Source organism: Sphingopyxis fribergensis, assembly GCF_000803645.1.
Lineage (GTDB): Bacteria > Pseudomonadota > Alphaproteobacteria > Sphingomonadales > Sphingomonadaceae > Sphingopyxis > Sphingopyxis fribergensis.
Genome location: NZ_CP009122.1, coordinates 1,549,665 through 1,575,172, shown reverse-complemented (window position 1 = coordinate 1,575,172; position 25,508 = coordinate 1,549,665). Strand labels below are relative to the sequence as shown.

At 64.8% G+C, this 25,508-nt stretch carries 19 protein-coding genes; 6 read left to right on the top strand and 13 right to left on the bottom strand.

Annotated elements, in window-relative coordinates; genetic code table 11:
- Positions 1-18 precede the first annotated feature (18 nt).
- Complete coding sequence (glmM, locus tag SKP52_RS07345; RefSeq protein ID WP_039573418.1) at positions 19-1,356, bottom strand: phosphoglucosamine mutase; 1,338 nt, start codon at positions 1,354-1,356, stop codon at positions 19-21.
- Between the two features lie 173 nt (positions 1,357-1,529).
- Between glmM and SKP52_RS07340 the strand changes: the two genes are divergently transcribed.
- Both SKP52_RS07340 and SKP52_RS07335 read left to right on the top strand, forming a co-directional pair.
- Positions 1,530-2,777 (top strand): dicarboxylate/amino acid:cation symporter, encoded by a 1,248-nt coding sequence (locus tag SKP52_RS07340; RefSeq protein ID WP_039573416.1) that lies wholly within the window; start codon positions 1,530-1,532, stop codon positions 2,775-2,777.
- Positions 2,774-3,769, top strand: coding sequence for an aldo/keto reductase (locus tag SKP52_RS07335; protein WP_039573414.1), 996 nt, complete (start codon positions 2,774-2,776; stop codon positions 3,767-3,769). Before SKP52_RS07340 ends, SKP52_RS07335 begins: the two co-directional genes overlap by 4 nt.
- A 215-nt stretch (positions 3,770-3,984) precedes the next feature.
- Here the strand turns inward: SKP52_RS07335 and SKP52_RS07330 are convergent, their stop codons facing one another.
- From SKP52_RS07330 to SKP52_RS07310, 5 genes are all read right to left on the bottom strand, one after another.
- A complete protein-coding gene (locus tag SKP52_RS07330; RefSeq protein WP_039573411.1) occupies positions 3,985-4,521 on the bottom strand; it encodes a DUF1003 domain-containing protein in 537 nt (178 codons plus the stop codon).
- Positions 4,522-4,525: 4 nt separating this feature from the next.
- Positions 4,526-5,218, bottom strand: a complete 693-nt coding sequence (locus SKP52_RS07325; RefSeq protein ID WP_321164074.1) for an NnrU family protein — start codon at positions 5,216-5,218, stop codon at positions 4,526-4,528.
- Between the two features lie 126 nt (positions 5,219-5,344).
- Positions 5,345-6,646, bottom strand: coding sequence for an amidohydrolase family protein (locus tag SKP52_RS07320; RefSeq protein WP_187337288.1), 1,302 nt, complete (start codon positions 6,644-6,646; stop codon positions 5,345-5,347).
- Complete coding sequence (locus SKP52_RS07315) at positions 6,643-8,046, bottom strand: amidohydrolase (protein ID WP_039573405.1); 1,404 nt, start codon at positions 8,044-8,046, stop codon at positions 6,643-6,645. Before SKP52_RS07315 ends, SKP52_RS07320 begins: the two co-directional genes overlap by 4 nt.
- Before the next feature lie 3 nt (positions 8,047-8,049).
- Positions 8,050-9,633: a peptide MFS transporter gene (locus SKP52_RS07310; protein ID WP_039573402.1), complete on the bottom strand. Its 1,584-nt coding sequence runs from the start codon at positions 9,631-9,633 to the stop codon at positions 8,050-8,052.
- A gap of 183 nt (positions 9,634-9,816) precedes the next feature.
- Between SKP52_RS07310 and SKP52_RS07305 the strand changes: the two genes are divergently transcribed.
- Positions 9,817-10,398, top strand: a complete 582-nt coding sequence (locus SKP52_RS07305) for a nitroreductase family protein (protein WP_039573399.1) — start codon at positions 9,817-9,819, stop codon at positions 10,396-10,398.
- Positions 10,399-10,469: 71 nt separating this feature from the next.
- Positions 10,470-10,817 (top strand): GntR family transcriptional regulator, encoded by a 348-nt coding sequence (locus tag SKP52_RS07300; RefSeq protein WP_039573396.1) that lies wholly within the window; start codon positions 10,470-10,472, stop codon positions 10,815-10,817.
- Between the two features lie 170 nt (positions 10,818-10,987).
- Here SKP52_RS07300 and SKP52_RS07295 read toward each other — a convergent pair whose 3' ends face one another.
- From SKP52_RS07295 to SKP52_RS07280, 4 genes are read right to left on the bottom strand one after another with little or no spacing between them, the layout of a single operon-like run.
- A complete protein-coding gene (locus SKP52_RS07295) occupies positions 10,988-12,835 on the bottom strand; it encodes a tetratricopeptide repeat protein (RefSeq protein ID WP_039573392.1) in 1,848 nt (615 codons plus the stop codon).
- Positions 12,836-14,212, bottom strand: coding sequence for a PEP-CTERM-box response regulator transcription factor (prsR, locus tag SKP52_RS07290; protein ID WP_039573390.1), 1,377 nt, complete (start codon positions 14,210-14,212; stop codon positions 12,836-12,838).
- Positions 14,212-16,326 (bottom strand): XrtA/PEP-CTERM system histidine kinase PrsK, encoded by a 2,115-nt coding sequence (gene prsK, locus SKP52_RS07285; protein WP_039573387.1) that lies wholly within the window; start codon positions 16,324-16,326, stop codon positions 14,212-14,214. The genes prsR and prsK overlap by 1 nt, the downstream gene beginning before the upstream one ends.
- Positions 16,327-16,328: 2 nt before the next feature.
- Positions 16,329-17,717, bottom strand: coding sequence for a TIGR03013 family XrtA/PEP-CTERM system glycosyltransferase (locus SKP52_RS07280; protein ID WP_039573385.1), 1,389 nt, complete (start codon positions 17,715-17,717; stop codon positions 16,329-16,331).
- A 187-nt stretch (positions 17,718-17,904) separates the two neighbouring features.
- Here SKP52_RS07280 and SKP52_RS07275 point away from each other — a divergent pair, with 187 nt between their 5' ends.
- A complete protein-coding gene (locus SKP52_RS07275; protein WP_039573382.1) occupies positions 17,905-19,728 on the top strand; it encodes a DUF885 domain-containing protein in 1,824 nt (607 codons plus the stop codon).
- On the opposite strand, the gene SKP52_RS07270 is transcribed toward SKP52_RS07275, so the two are convergent.
- The 3 genes from SKP52_RS07270 to SKP52_RS07260 all read right to left on the bottom strand — a co-directional run bounded on the left by SKP52_RS07270 (position 19,725) and on the right by SKP52_RS07260 (position 23,714).
- The gene (locus tag SKP52_RS07270; protein ID WP_039573379.1) at positions 19,725-20,789 is read right to left on the bottom strand and encodes a L,D-transpeptidase family protein; all 1,065 of its coding nucleotides are present in this window, start codon (positions 20,787-20,789) and stop codon (positions 19,725-19,727) included. The two genes, SKP52_RS07275 and SKP52_RS07270, sit on opposite strands and share 4 nt — an antisense overlap.
- A 97-nt stretch (positions 20,790-20,886) precedes the next feature.
- The gene (locus SKP52_RS07265; RefSeq protein ID WP_148309049.1) at positions 20,887-22,230 is read right to left on the bottom strand and encodes an HD-GYP domain-containing protein; all 1,344 of its coding nucleotides are present in this window, start codon (positions 22,228-22,230) and stop codon (positions 20,887-20,889) included.
- Between the two features lie 95 nt (positions 22,231-22,325).
- Positions 22,326-23,714, bottom strand: coding sequence for a helix-turn-helix domain-containing protein (locus tag SKP52_RS07260; protein ID WP_039573376.1), 1,389 nt, complete (start codon positions 23,712-23,714; stop codon positions 22,326-22,328).
- A 137-nt stretch (positions 23,715-23,851) separates the two neighbouring features.
- Here SKP52_RS07260 and SKP52_RS07255 point away from each other — a divergent pair, with 137 nt between their 5' ends.
- On the top strand, positions 23,852-25,444 hold the full coding sequence (locus SKP52_RS07255; RefSeq protein WP_039580186.1) for an isocitrate lyase: 1,593 nt from the start codon (positions 23,852-23,854) through the stop codon (positions 25,442-25,444).
- Positions 25,445-25,508: the final 64 nt, after the last annotated feature.

Sequence of the window (25,508 nt, the reverse complement as noted above, 5' to 3'; positions counted from 1 at the left end):
TTCTACAAAAATCAATGATTAAGCTGTCGCAGTTCGTACTGCGTCGCAAATCATATCGACCACGCGCTCGACTTCGCCGGCATCGTCGCCTTCTGCCATCACTCGGATCAGCGGCTCGGTTCCCGACGGGCGGATCACCAAGCGCCCGCGGCCGTTGAGCGCAGCCTCGCCCTCGGCAATTGCCGCGATGACGTCCTTATTCTCCAGTGGCTTGCCGCCGGCAAAGCGGACATTCTTCAAAAGCTGCGGCACCGGGTCGAACTGGTGCAGCAATTCGCTCGCCGGCTTTTCAGCCGCCACGAGCTCGGCAAGCACCTGCAACGCCGCAAGCGTGCCGTCGCCGGTCGTCGCATGGTCTGACAGGATCATATGCCCCGACTGTTCGCCGCCGACGTTGAAGCCGCCTTCCTTCATCCGCTCGAGCACATAACGGTCGCCGACCTTGGTGCGCTCGAGCCGCAGCCCTTCACCTTCGAGAAAACGTTCGAGGCCGAGGTTCGACATCACCGTCGCGACGACCCCGCCGCCTTTCAGCCGCCCCTGCCGCGCCCAGCTCGCGCCGATCAGCCCCATGATCTGGTCGCCGTCGACCAGCTTGCCCTTTTCGTCGACGACGATCAGCCGGTCGGCGTCGCCATCGAGCGCGACGCCAATGTCGGCGCCGCTCGCGACCACGGTTTCCTGAAGCAGCGCGGGCGCGGTCGATCCGCATTTGTCGTTGATATTGGTGCCATTGGGTTCGACCCCGATCGCGACAACGTCGGCGCCGAGTTCCCAGAACACCGTCGGCGCGCTGTTATACGCCGCGCCATTGGCGCAATCGAGCACGATGCGCAGCCCGTCGAGGCGGACCGATTCGGGCAAGCTCTGCTTCACCGCATGGATATAGCGGCCGCGCGCGTCGTCGATGCGTTTCGCGCGTCCGATATGCGCCGGATCGGCGAGCACAGGCTCAACGGTCAGCAGATGCTCGATCTGCGCCTCATCCTCGTCGGACAGCTTGTACCCGTCGGGACCGAACAGTTTAATGCCATTGTCGTAATAGGGGTTGTGACTCGCCGACAGCATGACGCCCAGATCGGCGCGCATCGACCGTGTGAGCATCGCGATCGCCGGGGTCGGCATCGGCCCGACCTGCACCACGTCCATGCCGACGCTGGTGAAACCCGCGACCAGCGCGTTTTCGAGCATATAGCCCGACAATCGCGTATCCTTGCCAATCACGACGCGATGTTTGTGATCACCGCGCAGGAAGTGTGCGCCCGCCGCCATGCCGACGCGCATCGCGACTTCCGCGGTCATCGGGGCCTTGTTGGTCAGACCGCGAATCCCGTCGGTTCCGAAAAACTTGCGCATGTTCCCTCTGCTATCTAACCATCGCCCGGCAAGCCTGCCCCGGCGTCCCGCGGGATGGCCCCGACGGAGCATTGACCGGCCCAAAAACCGGTTCCCGTTTCTTCCGGGAGGTGCTCTAAGTCACCCTCTTTTGCTTGGCAAGCTGGCCAGAAAAATCGCCGGGAGAATCCGTCTTGAAATCCGCTTGGTTCATCCTTTCGGCGCTGGTCGCCGGCATGCTTCTGGGTATCGGCGTCGAGCTGGTGTCGCCCGCCGCCGGCACCGCCTCGCTTCCCTATATCGAACCGATCGGGCTGCTTTGGCTCAACGCCTTGAAGATGACGATCGTCCCGCTCGTGGTCGCGCTGCTGATCACCGGCATTACTGCAACCGCCGACGCCGCGCGCGCGGGCAAGCTCGCTTTCCGCGCCGTGATGATCTTCCTCGGCGCGATCACGCTTTCGGGTCTGATGTCGCTGCTGATGACACCGCTTCTGCTGCGCCTCTTCCCGCTTTCCGCGGGTGCGGCCGAAGCATTGCGCCACGGCCTCGGCGGCACGGCAGAAGCGGGGCCGTCGCCGACATTTGGCGACTTTCTGCTCTCGCTGGTCCCGACCAATCCGATTGCGGCGGCGGCCGACACCGCGATCCTGCCGTTGATCGTCTTCACGACCATCTTCGCCTTCGCGATCACCAAATTGGAACCGGTGCAGCGCGCGACGCTGTCGGGGCTGTTCAAGGCGCTGGGTGACGCGATGCTGATCGTCATCGGCTGGGTTCTCGCGCTCGCTCCGATCGGCGTTTTCGCGCTGGGCTATGCGCTCGCGGTCAAGGCCGGCGTAGCGGCGTTCGGCGGGCTCATCCATTATGTGCTGATTCTGTCGTCGGTCGGGATCAGCTGCCTCTTGCTCGGCCTGCTTCTCGCGTGGCTTGTCGTCGGCATTTCGGTGCCGCGCTTCGTCCGCGCGATGGTGCCGACATTGGCGGTTGCGATCAGCACGCAAAGCTCGCTCGCCAGCCTGCCCGCGATGCTGAAATCGTCCGAAGAGCTCGGCGTCGATCCCAAAAAGGCCGACGTCGTGCTGCCGCTCGCGGTTGCCCTCTTCCGCTTCACCAGCCCGGCGATGAACCTCGCGGTCGTCGTCTATGTCGCATGGCTGTTCGGGATCGAACTGTCGCCGTGGGAAATGGCGGTCGGCCTCGCGGTCGCGATGGCCGCGGCGCTCTCGTCGGTCAGCCTGCCCGGCTCGATCAGTTTCGTGACGTCTATCGCGCCGATCGCCGTGTCGATGGGCGTGCCGGTCGCACCGCTCGGCCTGCTCGTCGCGGTCGAGACTTTTCCTGACATTTTCCGTACACTCGGCAATGTTATTGGTGACGTCGCCGCGACCAAATATGCTGCCGACGGCGTCGAGAACGAACCAGCAGGAGAAACCCCATGAAATATCGCAAGCTCGGCCACGGCCTCGAAGTTTCGGCGATCGGCATCGGCTGCATGCCGATGATCAAGGGCGGCAATATCCTTTATGGCGAGGCGGCCGATTTGGACGAATCGACGCGCACGATCCACCGCGCGATCGACCTCGGCGTCACCTTTTTCGACACCGCGCAAATCTATGGCCCGTTCTCGAACGAAGAATTGCTCGGCGCCGCGATCAAGGGCAAGCGCGACGGCCTGATCATCGCGACAAAGTTCGGCTTCAAGTTCGACGGCAACCAGATCGTCGGCGTCGACGGTTCGCCCTCTAACGCCCGCGCCGCATGCGAAGGCTCGCTCCAGCGGCTCGGCATCGACACGATCGACCTGTTCTACCAGCACCGCGTCGATCCCTCGATCCCGATCGAAGAGGTCGTCGGCGGGATGATGGAGCTCGTCAAGGAGGGCAAGGTCCGCCACATCGCGCTGTCCGAAGCCGGCCCGGAAACGATCCGCCGCGCCGCCAAGGCCGCGCCGATCACCGCATTGCAGAGCGAATATTCCATCTGGGAGCGCGACATCGAGGACGAGATTCTCGGCGTCTGCCGCGAAAACGGCATCGGCTTCGTCCCCTATTCGCCGCTCGGCCGCGGCTTTCTCGCGGGCGCGGTACGCAGCCGCGACGAGCTTCCCCAAAACGACTGGCGCCGCAACGATCCGCGCTATTCGGACGAAAATCTGCCCGCCAATCTGGCGATCGTCGATGCAATCGGCGCCGTTGCAGACAAGCATGGCGTATCAAAGGCTCAGGTCGCGCTCGCCTGGCTGCTCGCGCAAGGCGGCGACATTGTCCCGATTCCCGGCACCAAGCGCCGTGCGACGATGGAGGATAGCGTGGGGGCGGCGGACGTCACGCTGACCGCCGACGACCTCGCCGCGATCGACGCCGCGGCGCCGAAGGGCGGCACGAGCGGCCCGCGTTATGGTGAAATGGGGATGCGGATGGTGCGGCTTTAACGGCGGCTAGCGACCAATTGCGGACATAAGATCCTCCCTGTGCCGCAGGCATGGGGAGGTGGCAGCGCGTAGCGCTGACGGAGGGGCTATGGCGCAACGTCGCTGCCCCTCCACCACGCCCGATGGGCGCGGTCCCCCTCCCCATCGCTTCGCGACAGGGAGGATTTAGCGTCCGCTTCCCACCCCAAAACAGACATCGATCCCCGACCCTCAATCTAATCCTTCACCTCCAACCGCTCGCACAGCGCGTCGACCTTCTCCGACAGCTCATGAAACCGCATCTGGTCGAGCTTCTCGTGCAACCGCATGATCTCCAGTTCCGCGCGCAGGTTGATCTCATAATCGAGCCCCGCCGCGATGCGGTCCTTTGCCGACGCGCGGTTCTGGCTCATCATGATGATCGGCGCCTGCACCGCTGCCAGCGTCGACAGCATCAGATTGAGGAAGATGAACGGATAGGGATCGAACGCCATCCCCCAGCGCTCCAATACCGCCGAATTGAGCAGCATCCAGCCGACCAGCACGACGGTGAACAGGATGATGAATCCCCAAGACCCGCCGACTCTGGCAACCCGGTCGGAGAGCCGCGCCCCGAAACTCGCCCCCTCATCGTCGATATCGGCGGCGTCGCGGCTGATCAGTCGGCGCTCGGCGATCGCGTCGAGCACCCGCCGCTCATCATCGTCGAGTTCGTCGAGCGGTCGCCCGAGCAGGCGGAGCGAAAGGTCGGCGGTCGTCGTCTTGTCGTGCATTATATCAACCCATCCAGCGCCAGATTCCCGCGACCATATAACCCAGTGCGCCATGCGCCCAAGTGGCAATGAGCCAAAGCACGGTCCCGCCCAGCAACGCATGCGGGCGCGGGATCGTATCGGCCCACGGCGCCGCGCCGCCGATCTGCCGCGCATAGGGCACAAAGCTCGTTCGCGCCGCCCACTGGAGCCACGCATCGCCCATCAGCCGCGCCTTCTTCGCGTCCTGCCCCGCCGAACCGACGAGCGCGAGAAAGATGATGATCGCCGACAGGACGATCTGCCCCGGCGTCGGCATCACTAGCGCATGGGCAAGAGCCCAGAGCGTAAAGCCCCACATCATCGGGTGCCGCGTGATCGCGAAAACCCCGCGCGGCGCGGCCTCTGCCGCCTTCGCCGCTCCCGGCGCGGGCAGCGCCGGATTGCCGATTAGCGACCCCATGAACAAGATGCTCGCGAACAGCACGATCAGCGAGGCGAGCGTCCACAGCGGATCGTCGACCACCCATAAGGGCGGCTCGGGCGGCATCCCGCGCCATGCCTGCACGAGCATGATGAACGTCGCGATCGCAACGACCGAGTAGGTGATCTGGAACCCCCGCTCACCCATCCGCCCCGCGAGCCCGTCGCGGAGCGGATGCGATAAAGCGAGGTGCGAGCCGACGAACAAAACGCCGGTGACAATCAAAAGCGACATGGGCTGCATGGCCGACCCCTCCCCTGCCGCAGGCGACTCGCGGCATCAGGCCGACACCATCCGTCACCAAGGTAACAGTGTCAACATAGGGGGTTGACAGGAAGGCGCCACCGCGCCCGCCCGTTCCTACCGATCATAAGCCTTGGGCAGCGCCCCTTCCTGCGGTGTCAGATAGCGGTCGCGCAGGCGATCCTGCCGCGTCGTGAGCGATTGCGCCTTGCCGTCGATCCACAGCATCGTCGGGCGACTGCCGAGTTCGAGCGGATCATTATCCCAGATCACGACGTCGCCGGCGCGGCCCGGACGCAGCGAGCCGATGCTACCCTCCATGCCGACCGCGCGCGCGGGGACGCTGCTGATCGACGCGAACGCCTGATCCCACGTCATCCCGCTCGCGCCTGGGACGCGCGCAAGCCCGACGAGATTGCCCGCATATTGCGTCGCATATCCCATCTTGTGCGCGTCATCGTCGTCGAACACGCCGACCGACACATCGACGCCCGCGGCCTTGAGCCTGCCCGCATTCGACTGCGTCGCGCCAAGCTGTTCAAAACTCGACGGCAGGTCGGTGAGCGGCGAGACGAGCACGGGCACCTTCGCCGCCGCGATGTCGCGCGCGACGAGCCAGCCTTCGGTCGCCCCGACGAGCACCAGCTTCAGTGCGGGAAACTCGCCCTTCAGCTTGATGACATTGACGATGTCCACCGCGCGATCCACCCGGACGAACAACGGCGTCGAGCCGTCGATCACGCGCACCAGCGCATCGGCATCGGCGCGCTGGATCATCGCATCATTGCCCCATTCGGCAAGCGTCGCCGGGTTTCGGGCATAGCTGCGCGCCGCCAGCAATTGTTCGCGGAACAGCAGGAACAGCGCGGCACGGCTGCCACCGGCCTTTGCCGAACCATCCTCGCCGAACGCGACATATTGCAGCGCGCGCGGCTTGGTCACCATGTCCATATCGTCGGCGAGGTCGACCACCGCGCCTTGGCCTGCAAACAAATTGCTGCTGCCACTCGGCGCGACGATCGCGCGCGTCACGCCCGAGGCGCGGTTGACCGCGACGGGCGAGCCCATCGGATTCAGCGCGGGCGCGATGTCGAGCCCCGCCGAAAAGCGCGTGCGCGGCGCCGAACGGTCGTTGGTGCCGGTGACGGCATCGACTTCGGTCAGCCCCACGCGGCTGAACGCCGCGACGATGCCCGGCGTCACATAACGCCCCTGCGCATCGACGCGCTCGACGCCCGCAGGCACAGCTACACCGGCCCCCGCCGCAACAACCTTGCCGCCGCGCACGACGACGGTGCCGCCCTCGATAGGCGCGCTGCCGTCGCCGATGACGAGCTTCGCGTTGGTAATGGCGATGTCCTGCGCCGCGGCCGGAGCCGCGACGATCGCCGCAGCGGAAAGGAGAAGCGCGCGGATCATTTCACGTCTCCTTCGCCCGGCTGGCCCAGCTCGAAATCGCTCACCGGACGCCGCTTCGGATCGTTCGCGTCGAACATCAAAGCGCCGTCGATCCACACTTTTTCGGGCCGGGTATAGGCGCTGAACGGATTGCCGTTCCACAGCACGACGTCGGCCATCTTGCCCGGCTTCAGGCTGCCCGTCTTGTCGGCGATACCTAGTGCCTTGGCGGGATTATACGACAGCCAGGTCCACGCCTGTTCGTCGCTGACGTCGATCCCGATACGGCGCCCAGCAGCGCGGGCTTTCGCGGCTTCCTGGTTCAAACGCTGAATCTGGTTCGCATCGTCCGAATGGACGATCGTGCACGCGCCGGCCTTATAGACGAGCGGGATATTCTCGTTGACCGAGTCATAGGCTTCCATCTTGAAGCCCCACCAGTCGGCCCACATCGCCGAACAAATGCCTTCCTTGGCGAGCAGGTCGGCGATCTTGTAGCTTTCGACCGCGTGGTGGAAGGTTGACACCTTGTAGCCGAATTCCTTCGACATATCGATCACCAGCGCCATTTCGTCGGCGCGGTAGCAATGATTGTGGACGAGGATTTCGCCCGACAATACGCCCGCAAGCGTCTCCATCGCGAGGTCGCGGTCGACGGCCTTTCCATCGTCCATCTTCTTCTTGTACGCCGCGGCCTTCTGCCACGTCGCGCGGTTCACCGCGAAATTGCCCATGCGGGTCGACGGCATCCGCCCCTTGCCGCCGTAAACGCGCTTCGGATTCTCGCCGCACGCCATTTTCAGGCCATAGGGCGCGCCGGGGAATTTCATCCCCTGCACCGTGCGCGACGGCACATTCTTGAGCGTGATCGAGCGCCCGCCCATCAGGTTCGCGCTGCCGGGCAGTATCTGCAAGCTCGTCACGCCGCCGTTCGCGAGCGCCCGGCTGAACCCCGGATCCTGCGGCCAGACGCTATGTTCGGACCAGACTTCTGGGGTCGTCGGCGACGTCGCTTCATTGCCGTCCGAATGCGCATCGACGCTCGGCGACGGATAATCGCCAAGGTGGCTGTGGATATCGATGACGCCGGGGGTCAGATACTTGCCCGTGCCGTCGATGACATCGGCATCGGTTGGCAATTCCATGTCGGGACCGCCGATGCGATCGACCTTGCCGCTCGTCATCACGATCGAACCATTGTCGATCCGGCCGCCCTCGCCGTCGAAGATCGTGACACCCTTCACCACCGTCAGGCGGGTCGGATATCCCTTGTACGTCGACGGATAGGGATCCTTGTTGAACTTGACAGGCTTTTCGGCGGGCTTGTCGCCCGCCGAAGCCGTTTCCTTGCCATTCGCCGCGCAACCGACGAGCGCCAGCGATACCGCAGCCAGCAGGCTGCCCTTCACGCCCCGGATCATATGTTACGCCCCCTTGGGTTCGGGATGAATGCCTGCCGCCTGCGGCTCGGCCAGCTCATTCTGGCCCGCAAGATCTTCAGAATCGCGCAACGTGTCGAGATGCATCAGCTTCTTGATCAGCGGCGATACGACGATCACGAGGATCCCGAAACCGATCGCCCACAGGCCGATCGTGCCATAGACATCCAGGACGAGCGCCTTGCCCGCACCTTCGCCGCTCGCCTTTTCCGACCCCGTCGCCGCCGCGATCAGGCCTGCGGCGAAATTGCCGGTCGCCGATGCGAAGAACCAGGTGCCCATGATAAGCGAAGCCATATGCGCGGGCGCAAGGCGGTTCATCGCGCTGAGGCCCACCGGCGACAGGCAAAGCTCGCCGGTCGTGTGGAGCAGGTAGATCAGGAAGATGAACAGGACGGGCGTAGCATTCTCCATGCCCGCAGCCTCGGCGCCCCATTTGAGCACGAAGAAGCCGAGACCGAGCTGGAGCATCGCTAGGCCGAACTTGGCGGGCGCCGAAGGTTCCCACCCACGGCGGCCGAGCCAGGTCCACAGGACCGCGAACAGCGGCGCGAACAGAACGATATAGCCGGCGTTGAGCGACTGGAACACCGAAGCCGGAACGCCCGCGCGATCGACATAGCGATCGGCGAAGAGGTTGAGCGACGAACCCGCCTGTTCGAACAGGGCCCAGAAGAGGATCGAGCCGAGGATCAGGAACAGCGCGGCGAAGATACGGTCGCGGTCCTGCGATGGCAGCTTCACGACGGCGGTGAACACCACATAGGCGACCAGCGCGGCCCCCGCTACGCCCAGGAACGTGCCGACCAGCGCCTGATTCTGAACCATCCACCAGCAAACGCCGACAGCGAGGAGGCCGATGATATAAAGCAGCCATTCGAACTTGATGCCCATCACGGGCTGCGCCAGTTTCGCCGGATCCTCGGGTTCGCCGCGGCCGAGCAGCAGCGGCTTGCCCCAGATGAAGACGATCAGGCCGAGCAGCATGCCAAAGCCCGCAGCGCCGAAACCATAGGACCAGCCATAGGTCTCGCCGAGATAGCCGCAGAGCAGCGAACCGAGGAAAGCGCCGAGGTTAATCCCCATATAGAAGATCGTGTAGGCGCCATCGCGGCGCACGTCTGTGCGCGGATAAAGCTGGCCGACGATCACCGAGATATTGGCTTTCAGGAAGCCCGAGCCGACGATGATGAAGGCGAGCGCCAGCCAGAAGATGCTGAGGCTGGCCGGATCCTGTCCGCCGTCGCCCTCGAACCCCATGATGAAATGGCCGAATGTCAGCAATATGGCGCCGTACGTGACCGCCTTTCGCTGCCCCAGCCAGCGATCGGCCAGATAGCCGCCGAGCACCGGCGTGATGTAGACGAGCGCGGTATAGGCACCATAGATGACGCCCGATTCCCCATCCGAAAACAGCCAGTGCTTGGTCAGGTAGAAAATCAGCAGCGCGCGCATGCCGTAATAGGAAAAGCGCTCCCACATTTCGGCAAAAAACAGGACAAAAAGGCCCTTCGGGTGGCCGAGAAACGTCCCGGCGGCGTCCCCGTGCTGGGCATAGGCTTTGGTCATGGCGACCCTTCCCTGAATATGGTTGTTGGCCCTCGAAACGGGGCGGATGGCCTTAACCCTAGCGTGAAAATTGCGTATGGGAAGAATCTAATTGCGCTTGAAACCGCTTCGGACGGACCAAAATCTGTTGCGAATGGTTCGCAACACTTGCGCGAACGGACACGAACCGCCACATGGCGCACCATGTTCAACGACAGATCCTCGCTCCTCGCCCACCTCGCCACGCGCCGATCGGGCAAGGCGCGCGACATGATCGCCCCCGGCCCCGATGCCGCTACGCTGCGCGATATCATCGCGCTTGCGCTCCGCACCCCCGATCATGGGAAGCTGGCCCCGTGGCGGATCGTCACCATCGCCCACGACCAGCGCGCGGCGTTCGCGACGCTGCTGAAACGCGCGTGGGTTGCCGAAAATCCCGGCGCTGCGGGCATGGACCTGTCGGCGCTCGACCAATTCGCGCATCAGGCGCCGAACCTGCTCGTTCTCCTCTCGACCCCCGTCCCCGGCGCCAAGATTCCTGTCTGGGAACAACAGATGTCGGCGGGCGCCATCGGCATGAACCTGCTCCACGCCGCGCATGCCCATGGCTTCGTCGGCAGCTGGCTGACCGGCTGGGCCGCCTATAGCGCCGAGGTCGCGGCCGCATTCAGCGCGGGTGAAGGCGACACGATCGTCGGCTATTTCTTTATCGGCACTCCGGCGCGCGATCTCGATGAGCGGCCCCGCCCCGAATATGACGATGTGGTGCGCGCTTGGGACATTTAGTTATACCAAGCGGTACGACTTTGTAATAATCCGAATTTGACTGTGCTGCTGTCTTATGGCATTAAGGCGGCATGCTCGATCAGTCCAAACCCGTGTACCAACGTCTGCGCGATGTCATCGCCAACGCCATCCTCGACGGCCAGTTTAGCGACGGCGACATGTTGCCGTCGGTCCGGTCGCTCGCCGCCGAGGAAGGCGCCAACCCGCTAACGGTAGCGAAAGCCTATCAGACGTTTCAGGACGAAGGGCTGGTTACGGTCAAGCGCGGGGTCGGCATGTTTGTTGCCGCCGGCGCAACCGAGCGCCTCCGCGACCTGATGCGCGCCGACTTCCTCGCCAATGTCTGGCCGCCGGTCGCACAGCAGATGCGCCGCATCGGCCTTGACGCGCGTACGTTGCTGGATTTGACCGAGGCTTGATCGCTCTTTCCGCTTTGGGGTGGTGAGCTGCTATCCGCGCCCTTTCCTTTGTCATCCCGGACTTGATCCGGGATCCACGGCGGCGCTGAAGTCATGGACCCCGGATCAAGTCCGGGGTGACGATGATTGAGAGGTCCGTTCCCGGTCGAAGCCTGCCATTTCCATCTGCCCTAGCGCCCGATCTGCGCCGCCTTGTCGCGCAAATCCGCCGCGGCTTGTTTGCGCCCCCGGCGCTCAAGCAAGTCGGCGTAAAACAGCATGATTCCGGTATTGAGCGGCTGTAGCCGGTAAGCGCGGTCGATCAGCGGCAGCGCGCGATCGTCGTCGCCCTTCGCCGCCCACGCCTGTGCCAATTCGCGCATAATCACGGCGTCGCGACTGCCGATTCGCTGGCGCACGCGCTCGAAATGCGCGATCGCCTGATCCCAATGCTCGATGTCCATCGCCAGATGCCCCGACAATCGGTCGGCGGCGATGCTCGAAGGCTGGCTGCGCTGCAACGCGAGGATCGCGGCGCCCGACCCCGCGGCATCGCCGGCGCGGAACAGCGCGTTGGCGAGCCGCAGCGTCGTGCGTTCGCCCGCATCGAGGTCGCGCGCAGTGCGATAGGCCTGCACCGCCAGATCGGTCCGCCCGACAGCCAGCGCCGCATCGCCCAGCAGGATATGCGCGTCGGCGACGCCGCGATTCGCATCGCGCAGTCGCGTCGCACGTTCGATCGCCCGTACACCATTGCCACTCGACAGGTTGGCCGCGATCGCGGGAATCGCATAAGCCGGATTGAGCGGCTCGGCATCGGCCGCCATCGTCAGCAGGCCATAGTCATTGTCGGCAACAAAGGGCACCGCTTCGCCGGGCGCCAGCGCCGCCGCGCGCCCCAGATAGTCCGCCGATTCGATCCGCCGGCCGAGTTCCGCCGCCGATCGGGCCGCGAGAAGCAGCGACCAGCTATCGGCGTCGGGACGCTGGACCAGCGGCAGCAGCGCGTCGAGCGCGGCGTCCGGGTCGCCATCGGCCCATTCGGCCGCCGCGAGGATGCGGCGCGCAGTGAAGTTTTCGGGCTGCTCGACCAGCAGCCGGTCGGCCCAGCTCGCCGCGACCGCCTCGCCGCCAAGCTCAAGCTCAACCACCGCGCTCAGCAGCATGAACGACGGCTGTTCGTCGAGCGCGCCGCGCGTGCGCTGGAGCAGGCTGCGCGCGAGCGCATAATTGTCGGCGCGCGCGGCGAGCACCGCCTGCAGGTAAAAGAGTCGCGGGTCGCGCGGGACGATCGTCGCGGCGTGACGTAGCGAGGTGAGCATGTCTTGATAGCGCCCGAGATCGCCGAGCGTCGCCGCCTGTTCGATCAGCGCATCTTCATTGTCGGGATCGGCGGCAAGCGCCTCTTCATACCAGGCGAGCGAGGCATTAAGTCCCTCCTCGGTCCGCACCAGGTTCGCCTTGAACGCCAGCGCCGCGCTGTTCGCCTTGTCGAGTTCGATCGCATAATCGACGGCATCGCGCGCGCCAAGCGTGTCGGCATTGGCGTCGCGAAAGCGCGCGACGTCGACCCACAGCGCCGAATTGCGCGGCAGTTCGTGCACCGCGCGGTCATAAGCTTCGCGCGCCGCGCCCAGATCGCCATTGCTCAGATGGACGTCGCCAGCGACCCACGCCGCTTCGCCGATCATTTCGGGGATAATCGGGCCATCGTCGAGCGTCTGGAGCGCCCGGCTCCCCTCGCCCTGCATCGCATAGGCGCGCGCGAGCAACGGGCGCAGCGCGGCGTCGTTCGCTCCGGCCCTCAGCGCGCCCTTCACCGCCGCCTCGGCCCCGACGCCATCGCCCAGCCTGGTCGCCACGCGCGCCAGTTCGACGCGTTCGGCGATTACTTTCGGGTTATCAGCGATAGCATTCTGGAGCGCGGCCCGGCGTTCCTCGAGCTTCTGCCGCGGTGCGGACGACGCCCCGTCGCCGCACGCTCCCAGCAGTAACGCCGCCAGTAGCAGCGAACGCGCCCAGACGCGCCCCAAATCCATTCAGGCGTGCATCCGATATTGCTTGAGCAGGTCGTACAGCGTCGGCCGGCTGATCCCGAGCAGCTTGGCCGCCGCCGAAATATTGCCCTCGCTCTGCGTCATCGCGCGGCGGATCGCGACGCGGTCGGCGGCCTCGCGCGCGCTGCGCAGGTTCAGCCACGCCTCCTCGCCCTCTTCCTCGCCGCCCGTCATATCGAGGTCCTCGCGCATCACCAGCTTGCCGTCGGCCATGATAACGGCGCGTTTGATGCGGTTTTCAAGCTCGCGGACATTGCCCGGCCAGCGGCCCTCGTCGATCGCCTGCAGCGCGTCGGGCGCGAAGCCGCGCACCCCGGGGTTCATCTGAGGCGCATATTGGTGGAGGAAGTGCCGCGCGAGGAGCACCGCGTCGCCCGGCCGTTCGGACAGCGACGGGATCTTCACCACCATCTCGGCGAGCCGGTAATACAGATCGTCGCGGAAACTTTGCTCGGCAATCATCGTATCGAGGTCGCGGTGCGTCGCGCAGACGATGCGCGTGTCGACCGCGATCGCCTTACGCCCGCCGATCCGCTCGATCGTCCGCTCCTGCAGGAATCGCAGCAGCTTGACCTGCAACGGCAGCGGAATATCGCCGACCTCGTCGAGAAACAGCGTCCCGCCATGTGCCAGTTCGATCTTGCCCTCGGTCGTCTTCACCGCGCCGGTAAACGCGCCCTTTTCGTGCCCGAACAGCTCGCTTTCGAGCAGATTTTCGGGGATCGCCGCGCAGTTGATCGCGACAAACGCTCCGTCGCGCCGCCCGCTCGCCTCGTGCAGCCCGCGCGCGAGCAATTCCTTGCCGGTGCCGCTCGCGCCGAGCAGCATCACGCTGACATCGAGATTCGCGACGCGTTCGATCGTCCGCGCGACCTTCTGCATCTCGGGCGCCCCGGTGATCATCCCGCCGAGCACGCGATTGTCGTTCGAACCCTGGCTTGCGAGCCGCGCATTCTCGACCTCGAGTTCGCGCACATGGAAAGCGCGGGCCACGATCAGCCCCAGTTCGTCGATGTCGATCGGCTTCTGGTAGAAATCCCACGCCCCGCTCGCGATCGCCGCCAGCGCGCTCGCGCGTTCGCCATGCCCCGACACGACGATGACCTTGGTATCGGGCTTGGCCTCGATGATCGCCTTCAGCGTCCGGAACCCTTCGCGCGTGCCGTCGGGATCGGGCGGCAGGCCCAGGTCGAGCGTCACCACATCGGGTTCCTCGGCGCGCAGCAATTCGATCGCGGCATCATGGTCGCCCGCGACGAAGACCTGATAATCCTCATACGCCCATTTGAGCTGCGTCTGCAGCCCGGGGTCGTCCTCGACCACCAGCAATTTGCGCAAATTGGCCCCGCCCTCGGTCATTATTGTCCTACTTTCACCACGCGGGCGCCCCCGCTGTCACTGCGCGCATCGCCGAGCGGCAGCCACAGGGTAAAGCTGCTCCCCTTGCCCGGTTCGCTCGCCACTTCGATCGCTCCGCCCAGGGCCTGCGCGATCTGCAGCGCCTCATATGCCCCCAGCCCGAAGCCCGATTCCTTTGTCGATACGAAGGGTTTGAACAGCTCGTCGCGAATGAAATCGCGCGTCATGCCGCCCCCCTGATCGATCACGTCGATCCGTACGCGTCCCTGCTCGGCGACCGCGACGACTTGCACCGGCGTCTCGGGCGCAGAGGAGTCGATCGCGTTGCTGACAAGATGCTGGACGATCTGCCGGATCGCACCCGCATCGCCCCATGCCGACAATCCCGCCTGGCAGCCGACGAACAACGCGCGGCGCGGCCGCATCTCGGCCGCGATCTCGTTCAGCACCGGCTCGACCAAAATCCGCCCCGCCTCCGCCGCGGGACCACGCTCGCGCGGCGAGAGGCGGACGAGCAGGTCGGAAAGCCGCCCGGCCGAAATCTTCAGCGTCTCGACCATGTCGGCGCGAAAATCCGCCTTGTCGGCGTGGCGTTCGGCGTTGCGCGCGAGCAGCCCGATCTGGCTCGCCAGATTCTTGATGTCGTGCATGATGAAGGCAAAGCGGCGGTTGAATTCGTCGAAGCGCCGCGCTTCGGACAGGGCCTGCTGGCTCTGCGATTCGGCCAGATAGCTCGCCGCCTGCTGCCCCGCGATGCGCAGAACGTCGAGGTCTTCCCAGTCGAGGGCGCGCGACACCGCGGGGCGGTGCAATATGACGATCGCGATCATCCGCTGGAAATGCAGCACCGGCACGACGACCCAGGCGCGCATATCGGCGATCAACCATTCAGGGATCGCCATATCCTCGCCGGGATGTCCCCGGCGCTCGGCATCGAGGTCGACAATATGCTGCGTCTCCTGGAGCATGAAGGCCGATCGCAGCGACAAGATGGCATCGTCGCTCGCGCCGTCCGGCCAATGCCAATGCTCGGTGATGCGAAAACCGCCCGATGCGGCGGGCAGCATCAGCAATGCGCCGGGGCTTCCGGTGAGTTCGGCGAGCGCCTTGGCGACGCGGCGGTGCAGGTTGCGATCATCCTCGCCCCCATCGCCTTTGTCACCCTGCCCCAGCGTCGCGGTAAAGCGCATCCACTCGGCACGATAATCATAACGATGCTCAAAGAAATGCTTGGAAATCATCACCGACAGCCACGCGCGCGACCGCGCAGAAGCGAGCATGAGCCCCCCCGCGCCGAGCGCGACCAGCAGCGAAATTGCCTGCGCCAGCTCGGCATAATCGCCGCCGACGACGCGCGCGACGGCGCCGGTGAGCGCGATGACGATCAGATAGGCGGCGGCGCCCAGCAGGATCAGCGTGCGCGTCGCGGCGGTGCGCGACAGGCGCATTTTCTCGCGCCCGACGTCCATCGCTGCGACGACATAAACCGGTAGCGTGAGCAGAACGATCGCCGGAAGCAGCGCGATCAGCGTCGATGCCTTTTCGCCGGTCAGCGCACCGATCAACTGGACGTTGAGCTCATAGGCCCACAGCATCGCAAAACCGCCCGCGACCGCCATCACCGGCATGCGCTGCCCCGCGCTCGCATGGCGAACCCCGCCATCGATCATCAGCAATCCGCCGATCGCGACGACCGCCGCGGCGAAGCCCAGCGTCGGCGTCATCCACGCCTCGGCCGCCGCGCCCGCGCGCAAATGCGCCGCCGCGCCAAGCAGCAGCGTCAACACGCAGATCGTTGCGAGCATCCGCACGATCAGCCGCAGCGGCGGCGACATCGGCGCACGCGGCGACCAGAATGTTGCCCCCAACCAGAGGAGCATGGCGAGGTCGCGCACCGTCTGTACGACCAGCGATTGCGACGATCCGGGGCCATAGATGGTGAGGCCGGCGCACCATAAGGCAGTGGCCGCGGCCGTCGCGGCGAGCAAGCGCGGCGCCGGCATCAACGCCGCCATCCGCGCCCGCGGCCGCATCAGCAACCACAAGGTGACGCCGGTAAAGCCCGCCAGCGCAAGGCCCGACAGGATAGGAGACAGGCCGGTCAGCGCGCTCACCGCTAGCGCGCTCCCTCCGGCCACAACACGACACGTACCGTCTGAAGCAGGATCAACAGGTCGAGGAAGGGCGAGTAATTCTTGGCGTAATAAAGATCATATTCGAGCTTCACGCGGGCATCCTCGACCGACGCGCCATAGGGGTAATTGATCTGCGCCCAGCCGGTCAGGCCGGGTTTCACCATGTGGCGTTCGGCATAATAAGGCAGCTTCTTTTCGAGTTCCTCGACGAAGCTCGGCCGTTCGGGGCGCGGCCCGACAAAGCTCATGTCGCCTTTCAGCACACACCAGGTCTGCGGCAGCTCGTCGATGCGCAGCTTGCGGATCACGCGGCCGACGCGGGTGACGCGCGGGTCGTTCTCGGCCGCCCACACCGCCTTGCCCGCCGCCTCGGCATCGGTGCGCATCGACCGGATCTTGAAGATGTCATATGGTTCGCCGAACAGGCCGACGCGCGGCTGGCGGTAAAAGACCGGACCGCGGCTGTCGAGGATCACCGCGATTCCCGCGATGACGACCAGCGGCAGCCCGATCACGAGCACAATCAGGCTGGCGAGGATGTCGAACAGGCGTTTGCCGACTTTCGAAATGCGCTGCCCGGCCGAAAAGCCGTCGGAAAAGATCAGCCCGCTGGGGTTGGTGGTCGCCAGATCGACGCGACCCGTCTCGCGCTCGATGAAGCTCGCGATGTCGTTAACATGAACGCCCGTCGTCTTGACCCGCAGCAGGTCGTTCAGCGGCAATGCGTTGCGTCGTTCCTCCAGTGCGAGCACGACTTCACCCGCGCGCAGGTCGACGACATGATCCGACAGACTGGCGATCCCGTCGCGCGGGATCGCTCCGTCAACGGTCTTTTCGGCCGCGCTCATCGCGATGAAGCCGACCATTTCAAGTCCGCTTCCGGGCGCTTCGGCCAACGCGGCCAATCGCGCGGCGCGCGGCCCGGCGCCGAGCACCAATATGCGGCGCCGAAACGCCTCGGTTCCCGACGATTGGGTTAGCACCAGACGGATCACGAACAGCGCCGCAATGGCCAAGAGCATCGCGTACAGGCTGTTCGCGCGCCAAAGCGTCGCGGTCGGCAACAGAAAGCCAAGCACCGAGAGGAAGATCACGCCCAGCGAGATCGCGGCGAGCAGGCGTGCGGTGGCAAAACGCATCGAGCGCAGCCCCTCGTTCCCGTACATGCCGGTCGCCATCATCGCGAGCGAGTTCGAAAGGCCGAAGGTCAAAAGGGGCAGCCAGCGGTCACTGAGCGACCCGGCATCGAACCCCGCCTGATGCGCATAGAGGTGCCACGCCCCCTCGGCCGAGCCGAGCAGCGCGAAAAACTCGATCAGCGCCAGCCAGACGACCGCGTGCGGAACATAATGTTTGAACAGCCGAAACATGGAACCCTTTCGCCCGAGCGACTTTACAGCCGAGGCGTCAACTGTCGGTTAATTTTACACTCGCTCGATCGCCTATGACAAGCGACTCGCCGCATCAAACACTTGCGCCCATGGTGACTTGCTATAACAGTACACCTATGAGGCGTGGGCGCTGTCCATGCCCGACATTTTTTCCGGAGATCGCGATATGTTCGACCGTCGTACCTTGCTTGCCGCCGCCGCGGCCTCCTCTATGCTCGCCGGCGTCCGCCCCCGCGCGGCGTTCGCCGCGACTCCCGATAGCGAAGGGGCGCGACTGACCGCAATTTACGAGCGCATCTACGACATGCTCGTCGATCAGGACCCCGAGTTCGCGACCTCGCTCGGGCTCGACAAGGGTGATCGCGCCGCCGCCAAGGCAAAACTCGCCGACCGTTCGCCTGCCGGCATCAAGAAGGGCCACGACCTCTATCGCACCGGACTTAAAGAACTGAAGACGATCGACCCGAAGAAACTGTCAGGCATGGACCTCGTCAACTATGAAACCTTCCGCGGGCCGTGGGAGGGTTATGTCAAGGCTTATGACACCTTCAGCTACGGACTTCACAGCTGGCCTGAACCGCATCCGGTGACCCAGCTCAGCGGGACCTACCGTTCGATCCCCGATTTCCTCGTCAACCAGCACAGCATCGCGAACGCCGCCGATGCCGAGGCGTACCTCGCGCGCTGCGCCGATTTCGCGGTGCAGCTCGACAATGAAACGGGGCGGATCAAGGCGGATCACGCTGCGGGCATCATCCCGCCCGATTTCGTCATCGACCGCACGCTCGCGCTGTTCGACAAGATCTGGGCGCCCGCGCCCGACGCGAATATCCTGACCACCAACCTCAAGACCAAGACCGCCGATATCCCCGGCGACTGGGCGAGACGCTGCGCCGCCATCGTCGAAGGCAAAATCTATCCCGCGATGCGGCGGCAGGCCGCCGAACTCACCGCCGTGCGCCCGCGTTCGACGCATGATGCCGGCGTGTGGCGGCTGCCCAAGGGCGACGAATATTATGCCTATGCGCTGCGTTTCGCGACAACGACGGGTATGTCGGCCGAGGAGGTGCACAAGCTCGGCCTCGACCGCATGGCCGCGCTCACCGCGCGCGCGGACTCGATCTTCAACGCGCAGGGCATGTCCAAAGGCACCGTCGCCGAACGCATGCGCGCGCTCGGCAAGGACCCGCGCTTCCTCTACCCCAACACCGACAAGGGCAAGGCCGACCTGATCGCCAAGCTCAATGAGCAGATCCAGGAAATGCAGCGCCGCCTGCCCGAAGCTTTCGGCCGCCTGCCCAAGGCCAAATGCGACATCCGCCGCGTACCGCCCGAGATTGAGGCGGGCGCCCCCGGCGGCTATTACCAGATTCCCGCGCTCGATGGCTCGCGCCCCGGTGCCTATTACATCAACCTGCGCGATACCGCCGAAAACCCGGCATGGACGCTCCCGACGCTGACCTATCACGAGGCGACCCCCGGCCATCACCACCAGATCGCGCTCGCGCAGGAAGCCGAGGGTATCCCGCGCCTTCGCCGCCTGCCCGCCTATTCGGTTTATACCGAGGGCTGGGGCCTCTATGCTGAGCAGCTCGCCGACGAGATGGGCGTCTATGAAAACGACCCGTGGGGCCAGCTCGGTTATCTGCAAAGCTATATGTTCCGCGCCGCACGCCTCGTCGTCGATACCGGGCTGCACCATTTCCGCTGGAGCCGCGAGAAGGCGATTACCTATTACAACGAAACGCTCGGCACGCCCGAGGGCTCGAACGTCACCGAGATTGAGCGCTATTGCGTGTGGCCCGGTCAGGCGACGAGCTACATGGTCGGCCAGACGAGTTGGGTCCGTATCCGCGAAAAGGCCAAGGCCGCGCTCGGCGACAAGTTCGACCTGCGCGGTTTCCACGACACCGCGCTTTCGGCCGGCGCGATGCCGATCTCGGTGCTCGAATCGGTGATCGACCGCTGGACGGCCGCGCAAAGGGTCTAGTTCCGCAAAATCGCGGGCGTTCCGGGCTTGACCATTTGCGCCAGACGCGCAGCGTCCCAATTGGTCAGCCGGACGCAGCCATGGCTCTCGGCTCGCCCGATCGTATGCGGTTCGCTCGTTCCGTGAATGCCATAATGCGGCTTGTTGAGGTCCAGCCACACGACGCCGACCGGACTGTTCGGCCCGGGTTGCAGCAGCACCGCTTCCTTGCTGTCGCTGACGTCCCAGAACAGCTTGGGATTATAGTGAAAGTCGGGATTGCGGCTAACGCCCTGGATTTTCCATTTGCCGATCGGCAGCGGGTCGTGGCTGCTGCCCATCGTCGCGGGGAATTGCGCGACCAGCTTGTCCGCCTCGTCATAAACCTTCAGCACGCCCTCAGATTTGTCGACCACCAGCTTTGCCGCCGTAACCTGTTTCGGCGCGACCCCCAGGCGTTCGAGTGTGCCGTTCCAGCCGCGCGCATCCTCGCCAAGTGTCGCGCGGTCGATGTCGGGGATGTTGGGGACGCGGAAGGGCCGTCCCGCGCCCACCAGCGTCGAGGGGCTGTTGAGCGCGACGAGCATTTCGGGCGTCGTATGAAAGCGTTCGGCGAGCGCTTCGGTCAGATTGCGATAGCCGAGCGTGGGCAATTTCGCCTGATCGGTCGCATCCTTCGGAAAGGCCGGGACGAACGGCCCGGCGGCAAAGGCGGCGGGAATGATCACCAGCCGGGTCGCAGGGACCTTTTCCCATTGTTGCAGCGCCTGCCGGGTCGCCGCGTCGAGTTTGCCGCTTTCCTCCAGTTCATGCGCTTTCTGGAAACCGCGGAGCGCCGCCGTATATGACTGCCCTTCCTTTCCATCGATCACCCCGGGCGAAAAGCCGAGATGATCGAGCAGAACTTGTGCGCGAAGCGCGGGTGGTTCGCTGAAGGAAACTTCAGTCGGAGGGGCATCTTTGAAATCCATCGCGGCGCCATCGGCCGCGGCCGCCTGTTTTGGTTTGTCAGGGCTATCGTCGGGGGCGGCATTGCAACCGGCGATCAGAAGAAGGCACGGCAAAAACGGGGAAATTTTCAAGCGCTGGTCCTTTTGGCTAGAGGCAGGATCAACGATCCGCCCCCCGAAAGGATGCGCGCGGCCTGCGGTCCGCCGCGTGCAAGTCAGTCGGGCACGCTCACCGCGCGGCGCTGCGCGGTCCGATCGGCTGATCGGGGTCGCCGGCAGCTTCGGCGTCGCCCGCCAATATCCGGAACAGCAGCACATCCCAGTCGTGAAAGCGCCAGAAACGTGGACTGTCGCGGCCGATAATGCGCGGATGCTCGGCCGACGGCGACACCGCACGATCGACCGGTTCGATTTCGTTCAGCATTTCGCAGTCGAAAAAGGCGCGCACGACGACATCTTCGTCCGCTTCGCCCGCGCTTCCGACGACGATACCCAGTTCGCCCGTCGACAACCGCACCAATGTCCCGACCGCGTAGATACCCAGACTGTCGGCGAAGCGGTCGAGCAGCGCGGGGTCGAAATGCCCCTTCCATTTCTGCATCGCGGTCAGGGCCTCGCACGGCGTCCACGCCTTCTTGTACGGCCGGTTCGACGTCACCGCGTCATAGACATCGCAGATGGCGCCCATCCGGGCCGCCAGCGACAGCTCATCGCCCTTCAGGCGGCCCGGATAGCCCGTGCCGTCGACCTTTTCATGGTGTCGTAGGCAGAGTTCGAGCGCGAGTTCGGGGGCCCCGGGCGAACTTGCGAGCAGGCGATGGCCGGCAACCGGATGCGTCTGCACCGAACGCATCTCGCCCTTCGACAGCGCGCTCGGCTTGTTCAATATCTCGTCCGAAACGGCGACCTTGCCGACATCGTGCAACAGGCCGGCGACGCCCATATCCTCGACCTGTTGCGGGTCGAGTTCCAGATGGCGAGCGAAATTGATCATCAACGCACAGACCGCGACCGAGTGGAGATAGGTATATTCGTCCTTTTCCTTCAGCCGGACGAGGTTGATCAGCGCCTTGGCATCGCGCTCGATCGACGCGCCTATCGCGCTCGCCAGCTTGACCATGCGCTTGACCTCGACCGCGCGGCCCAGCCGCGCGCCATCGAACATGTCGGTGACCGCCGCGCGCGTCCGGTCGATCGTCCGTTTCGCGCGGCGGCACTCGCCCGGATAGCCACGGCGCGGCCGCGGGTTCGCTCGATCCTCGGGATCGGGTGCCATAAAGGCCGGCCTGGGTCCGATCGTCAAGATATTCGCACGCGGCCTCGCCGATGATCGCGATGAAGGTAAGCGCGGATTTTCTTCGCGCTCGCCCGTTTGTTCGTCTTCGGGTGGAGCAACGCCGCGGCCCGCGTCGATCATCAGACCGTCGATGCCCGAATTGCGGATGCGTTCGAGCTGCGCGGATGTTTCGATGCGGAAATTGCTCCGCCAGAACGGGTGATCGAACCACGACCCAACAAAGGCGTGGACGAACATGCCGATTTCGACGTCCTCTGGCTCAATTCGAACAAGCATTTTTGGTCCCGTTGCGGCCGCCTGATAGACACGCACCTTTCCCAATACGGCACGCTATGTGTCATATTAAGCCGCCGGGTAACCGCCGGTTAACCTCAGTCGCCCGCAAAATCGAACGCGCTCACCCCGCGCTCGCCCTCGCGGAAGCGCAGCGGGCGGCCGAGCGGCGGCATCGATCGCTGGACGCAGCCGGTGCGCGTGCAGCGGCGACAGCCAAGGCCGATCGGCGTCGCGGGCGATCGCATCAGGTCGAGCCCGCGAGCCGCGATCAGCGGCGCCGCCACCTTGGCATCGACCCCGACGCACACGGCAAAGCGCGCCGGCGTGCCGCTGCCCGTCGCGCCGGGCGCCGCAACGCTGCGGCTTTGCGTGAACCAGCGCGACCCATCCTCCAACTCGACCAGATCGGCAATCACTTCGCCCGGGCGCGCAAAGGCTTCGTGCATGCCCCACAAAGGACAACGCGCATCGCCGTCGACCAGCGGCGACTGGCTCGCCCCCGCATAACGTTTGCTGCCCTGCCCCGCCCGGTCGATGCGCAGCATGAAGAACGGGAGCCCGCGCGCGCCGACGCGCTGGAGCGTCGTCAGCCGGTGCGCGACTTGCTCATATCCCGCGCCGAAACGCCGCTGGAGCAGCAACAGGTCGTACCCCGTGGCATCGCACGCGCGCAGGAAACGGCTGTACGGCATCATCAACGCTGCGGCAAAATAGTGGATCAGATGGCGTTCGAACAGGCGCGCCGCCGCCGTCTCGGCAAATTCGGCGCCCGCCACCAGCGCGTCGATCTCGGCCTTCGCCTCGATCTGCGCCAGCGTCGCCGCGGCCTGAAAGGTGCGCGATGCGGGGCGCAGCAGTTCATTCAGCATCAATTGCCGCGCATGCCAGTCGAGCCAGCGCAGCCGGTCGGGCATCACGTCGCTCGGCAAGATGCGAATGCCCAGCTGGTGCCGCGTGCGCAAACGCTCGGAAATCGTGCCGTAAAGGTCGCCGCCCGCCAGCCGCAGCTCGTCAGCGAGTTCCTCGGCTTTGGCGTCGAGATCGGCGAAATGATTGCGCCATTTCTCGATCGCGCGCCGCACCGCGGCAACTTCGGGCGCTTCATCGGCCACATCGGTGCGCCCCTCGGGCGCCGCATCGAACAGCCGCGCAAAGGCCGCCGCAGTCGCGGGCGCGGTCTGCAACCACTCTTCGACCTCCTGCGCCCCGATCCCCAGATCGGCAAAGCGCGGATCGCCCAGCCGCCGCCGCAACCCGGCGAGCCCGCCGGGCACATCCTCCGCGCCCAGCTTTGCCGCATCGAACTCGAAGCGTTCGGCCAGTTTGACGATCACGGTTGCCGACAATGGCCGCTGCCCATGCTCGATCAGATTGAGGTAGCTTGGCGAAATATCGAGCGCCTCGGCCATGGCGGCCTGCGTCATCCCCGCCTCGCGCCGCACCTTGCGCACCGCCGGCCCCGCAAACACCCGCCGCTCTGCCATTATGTAACTTTCTTTACTACTTTACACGCCAATTTACACCGACCAGCCATATTTCACAAATATTATTGACAAAGCTTTTCACTTTCCTCGCCACTTTCGCCAACTTCCACCCATCAGCTTCGAATGAGGACAAGACGATGGGTTATCAGGAAGACATGGCACAGGCAGGCCGCCTCATCCGCGATTATGACGGCACATGGGACGGCATCAGCGGCGAAAGCATCGCCCGCATGCGCGCCCAGAACAAGTTCAGGACGGGCCTCGACGTCGCCCGCTACACCGCGCGGATCATGCGCGCCGACATGGCCGCCTATGACGCCGATCCCGCGAACTACACCCAGTCGCTCGGCTGCTGGCACGGGTTCATTGCGCAGCAGAAGATGATCTCGATCAAAAAGCATTTCGGCACCGTCAAGGGCCGCTACATCTACCTCTCTGGCTGGATGATCGCCGCGCTGCGCAGTGAATTCGGTCCGCTGCCCGACCAGTCGATGCACGAGAAAACCAGCGTCCCGGCGCTGATCGAGGAAATTTACACTTTCCTCCGCCAGGCCGACGCCCGCGAGCTCGGCGGCCTGTTCCGGGAGCTCGACGCCGCGCGCGCCGAGGGCGACGAACTCAAGGCCAAGCAGATTCAGGCGAGCATCGACAATCATGAAACGCATGTCGTGCCGATCATCGCCGACATCGATGCCGGTTTCGGCAACGCCGAGGCGACCTATCTGCTCGCCAAGAAGATGATCGAGGCCGGCGCATGCGCACTCCAGATCGAAAATCAGGTCTCGGACGAAAAGCAGTGCGGCCACCAGGACGGCAAGGTCACCGTGCCGCACGAGGATTTCATCGCGAAGATCCGCGCCTGCCGCTACGCCTTCATGGAACTCGGCGTCGAGGACGGCATCATCGTGACGCGCACCGACAGCCTCGGCGCGGGCCTCACCAAGCAGATCGCCTTCACGAAGGAACCCGGCGACCTTGGCGACCAGTATAACAGCTTCCTCGATTGCGAAGAGGTTGACGGCGCGGGCAACCCCGGCGACGTCCTGATCAACCGCGACGGCAAGCTGATGCGCCCGAAGCGTCTGCCCTCGAACCTTTATCAGTTCCGTTCGGGAACCGGCGAGGATCGCTGCGTCATGGACTGCATCGCGTCCTTGCAGAACGGCGCCGACCTGCTCTGGATCGAAACCGAAAAGCCGCACATCGAACAGATCGCCGGCATGGTCGACCGCATCCGCGAAGTCGTCCCCAACGCGAAGCTCGCGTACAACAATTCGCCGAGCTTCAACTGGACGCTCAACTTCCGCCAGCAGGTGTTCGACGCGTGGGAAAAGGACGGCAAGGACGTCAGCGCCTATGACCGCGCCAAGCTGATGAGCGTCGATTATGACGGCACCCCGCTTGGCGACGAAGCCGACAACCGCATCCGGACCTTCCAGCGCGATTCGGCGAAGCGGGCGGGCATTTTCCACCACCTCATCACGCTGCCGACCTATCACACCGCAGCGCTTTCGACCGACAATCTCGCCAAGGAATATTTCGGCGACGAAGCGATGCTCGGTTACGTCAAGGGCGTCCAGCGCGCCGAGATCCGTCAGGGCATCGCCTGCGTGAAGCACCAGAATATGTCGGGCAGCGACATCGGCGACGACCACAAAGAATATTTCGCCGGCGAAGCGGCGCTGAAGGCTGCGGGCAAGGACAACACGATGAACCAGTTCGCGGCCTGACATACGAGCTTGGCGCGGGGGCCCGTTGCACCCCCCGCGCCTTCCCTCTTGGCGCGGGGCGCCT

What these genes read in the sequence shown, in the direction of transcription:
- glmM (WP_039573418.1), bottom strand. Translation starts at nt 1,356, where the DNA reads ATGCGCAAGTTTTTCGGAACCGACGGGATTCGCGGTCTGACCAACAAG.
- SKP52_RS07335 (WP_039573414.1), top strand. Translation starts at nt 2,774, where the DNA reads ATGAAATATCGCAAGCTCGGCCACGGCCTCGAAGTTTCGGCGATCGGC.
- SKP52_RS07330 (WP_039573411.1), bottom strand. Translation starts at nt 4,521, where the DNA reads ATGCACGACAAGACGACGACCGCCGACCTTTCGCTCCGCCTGCTCGGG.
- SKP52_RS07325 (WP_321164074.1), bottom strand. Translation starts at nt 5,218, where the DNA reads ATGTCGCTTTTGATTGTCACCGGCGTTTTGTTCGTCGGCTCGCACCTC.
- SKP52_RS07320 (WP_187337288.1), bottom strand. Translation starts at nt 6,646, where the DNA reads ATGATCCGCGCGCTTCTCCTTTCCGCTGCGGCGATCGTCGCGGCTCCG.
- SKP52_RS07315 (WP_039573405.1), bottom strand. Translation starts at nt 8,046, where the DNA reads ATGATCCGGGGCGTGAAGGGCAGCCTGCTGGCTGCGGTATCGCTGGCG.
- SKP52_RS07310 (WP_039573402.1), bottom strand. Translation starts at nt 9,633, where the DNA reads ATGACCAAAGCCTATGCCCAGCACGGGGACGCCGCCGGGACGTTTCTC.
- SKP52_RS07305 (WP_039573399.1), top strand. Translation starts at nt 9,817, where the DNA reads ATGTTCAACGACAGATCCTCGCTCCTCGCCCACCTCGCCACGCGCCGA.
- SKP52_RS07300 (WP_039573396.1), top strand. Translation starts at nt 10,470, where the DNA reads ATGCTCGATCAGTCCAAACCCGTGTACCAACGTCTGCGCGATGTCATC.
- SKP52_RS07295 (WP_039573392.1), bottom strand. Translation starts at nt 12,835, where the DNA reads ATGGATTTGGGGCGCGTCTGGGCGCGTTCGCTGCTACTGGCGGCGTTA.
- prsR (WP_039573390.1), bottom strand. Translation starts at nt 14,212, where the DNA reads ATGACCGAGGGCGGGGCCAATTTGCGCAAATTGCTGGTGGTCGAGGAC.
- SKP52_RS07280 (WP_039573385.1), bottom strand. Translation starts at nt 17,717, where the DNA reads ATGTTTCGGCTGTTCAAACATTATGTTCCGCACGCGGTCGTCTGGCTG.
- SKP52_RS07275 (WP_039573382.1), top strand. Translation starts at nt 17,905, where the DNA reads ATGTTCGACCGTCGTACCTTGCTTGCCGCCGCCGCGGCCTCCTCTATG.
- SKP52_RS07265 (WP_148309049.1), bottom strand. Translation starts at nt 22,230, where the DNA reads ATGCTTGTTCGAATTGAGCCAGAGGACGTCGAAATCGGCATGTTCGTC.
- SKP52_RS07260 (WP_039573376.1), bottom strand. Translation starts at nt 23,714, where the DNA reads ATGGCAGAGCGGCGGGTGTTTGCGGGGCCGGCGGTGCGCAAGGTGCGG.
- SKP52_RS07255 (WP_039580186.1), top strand. Translation starts at nt 23,852, where the DNA reads ATGGGTTATCAGGAAGACATGGCACAGGCAGGCCGCCTCATCCGCGAT.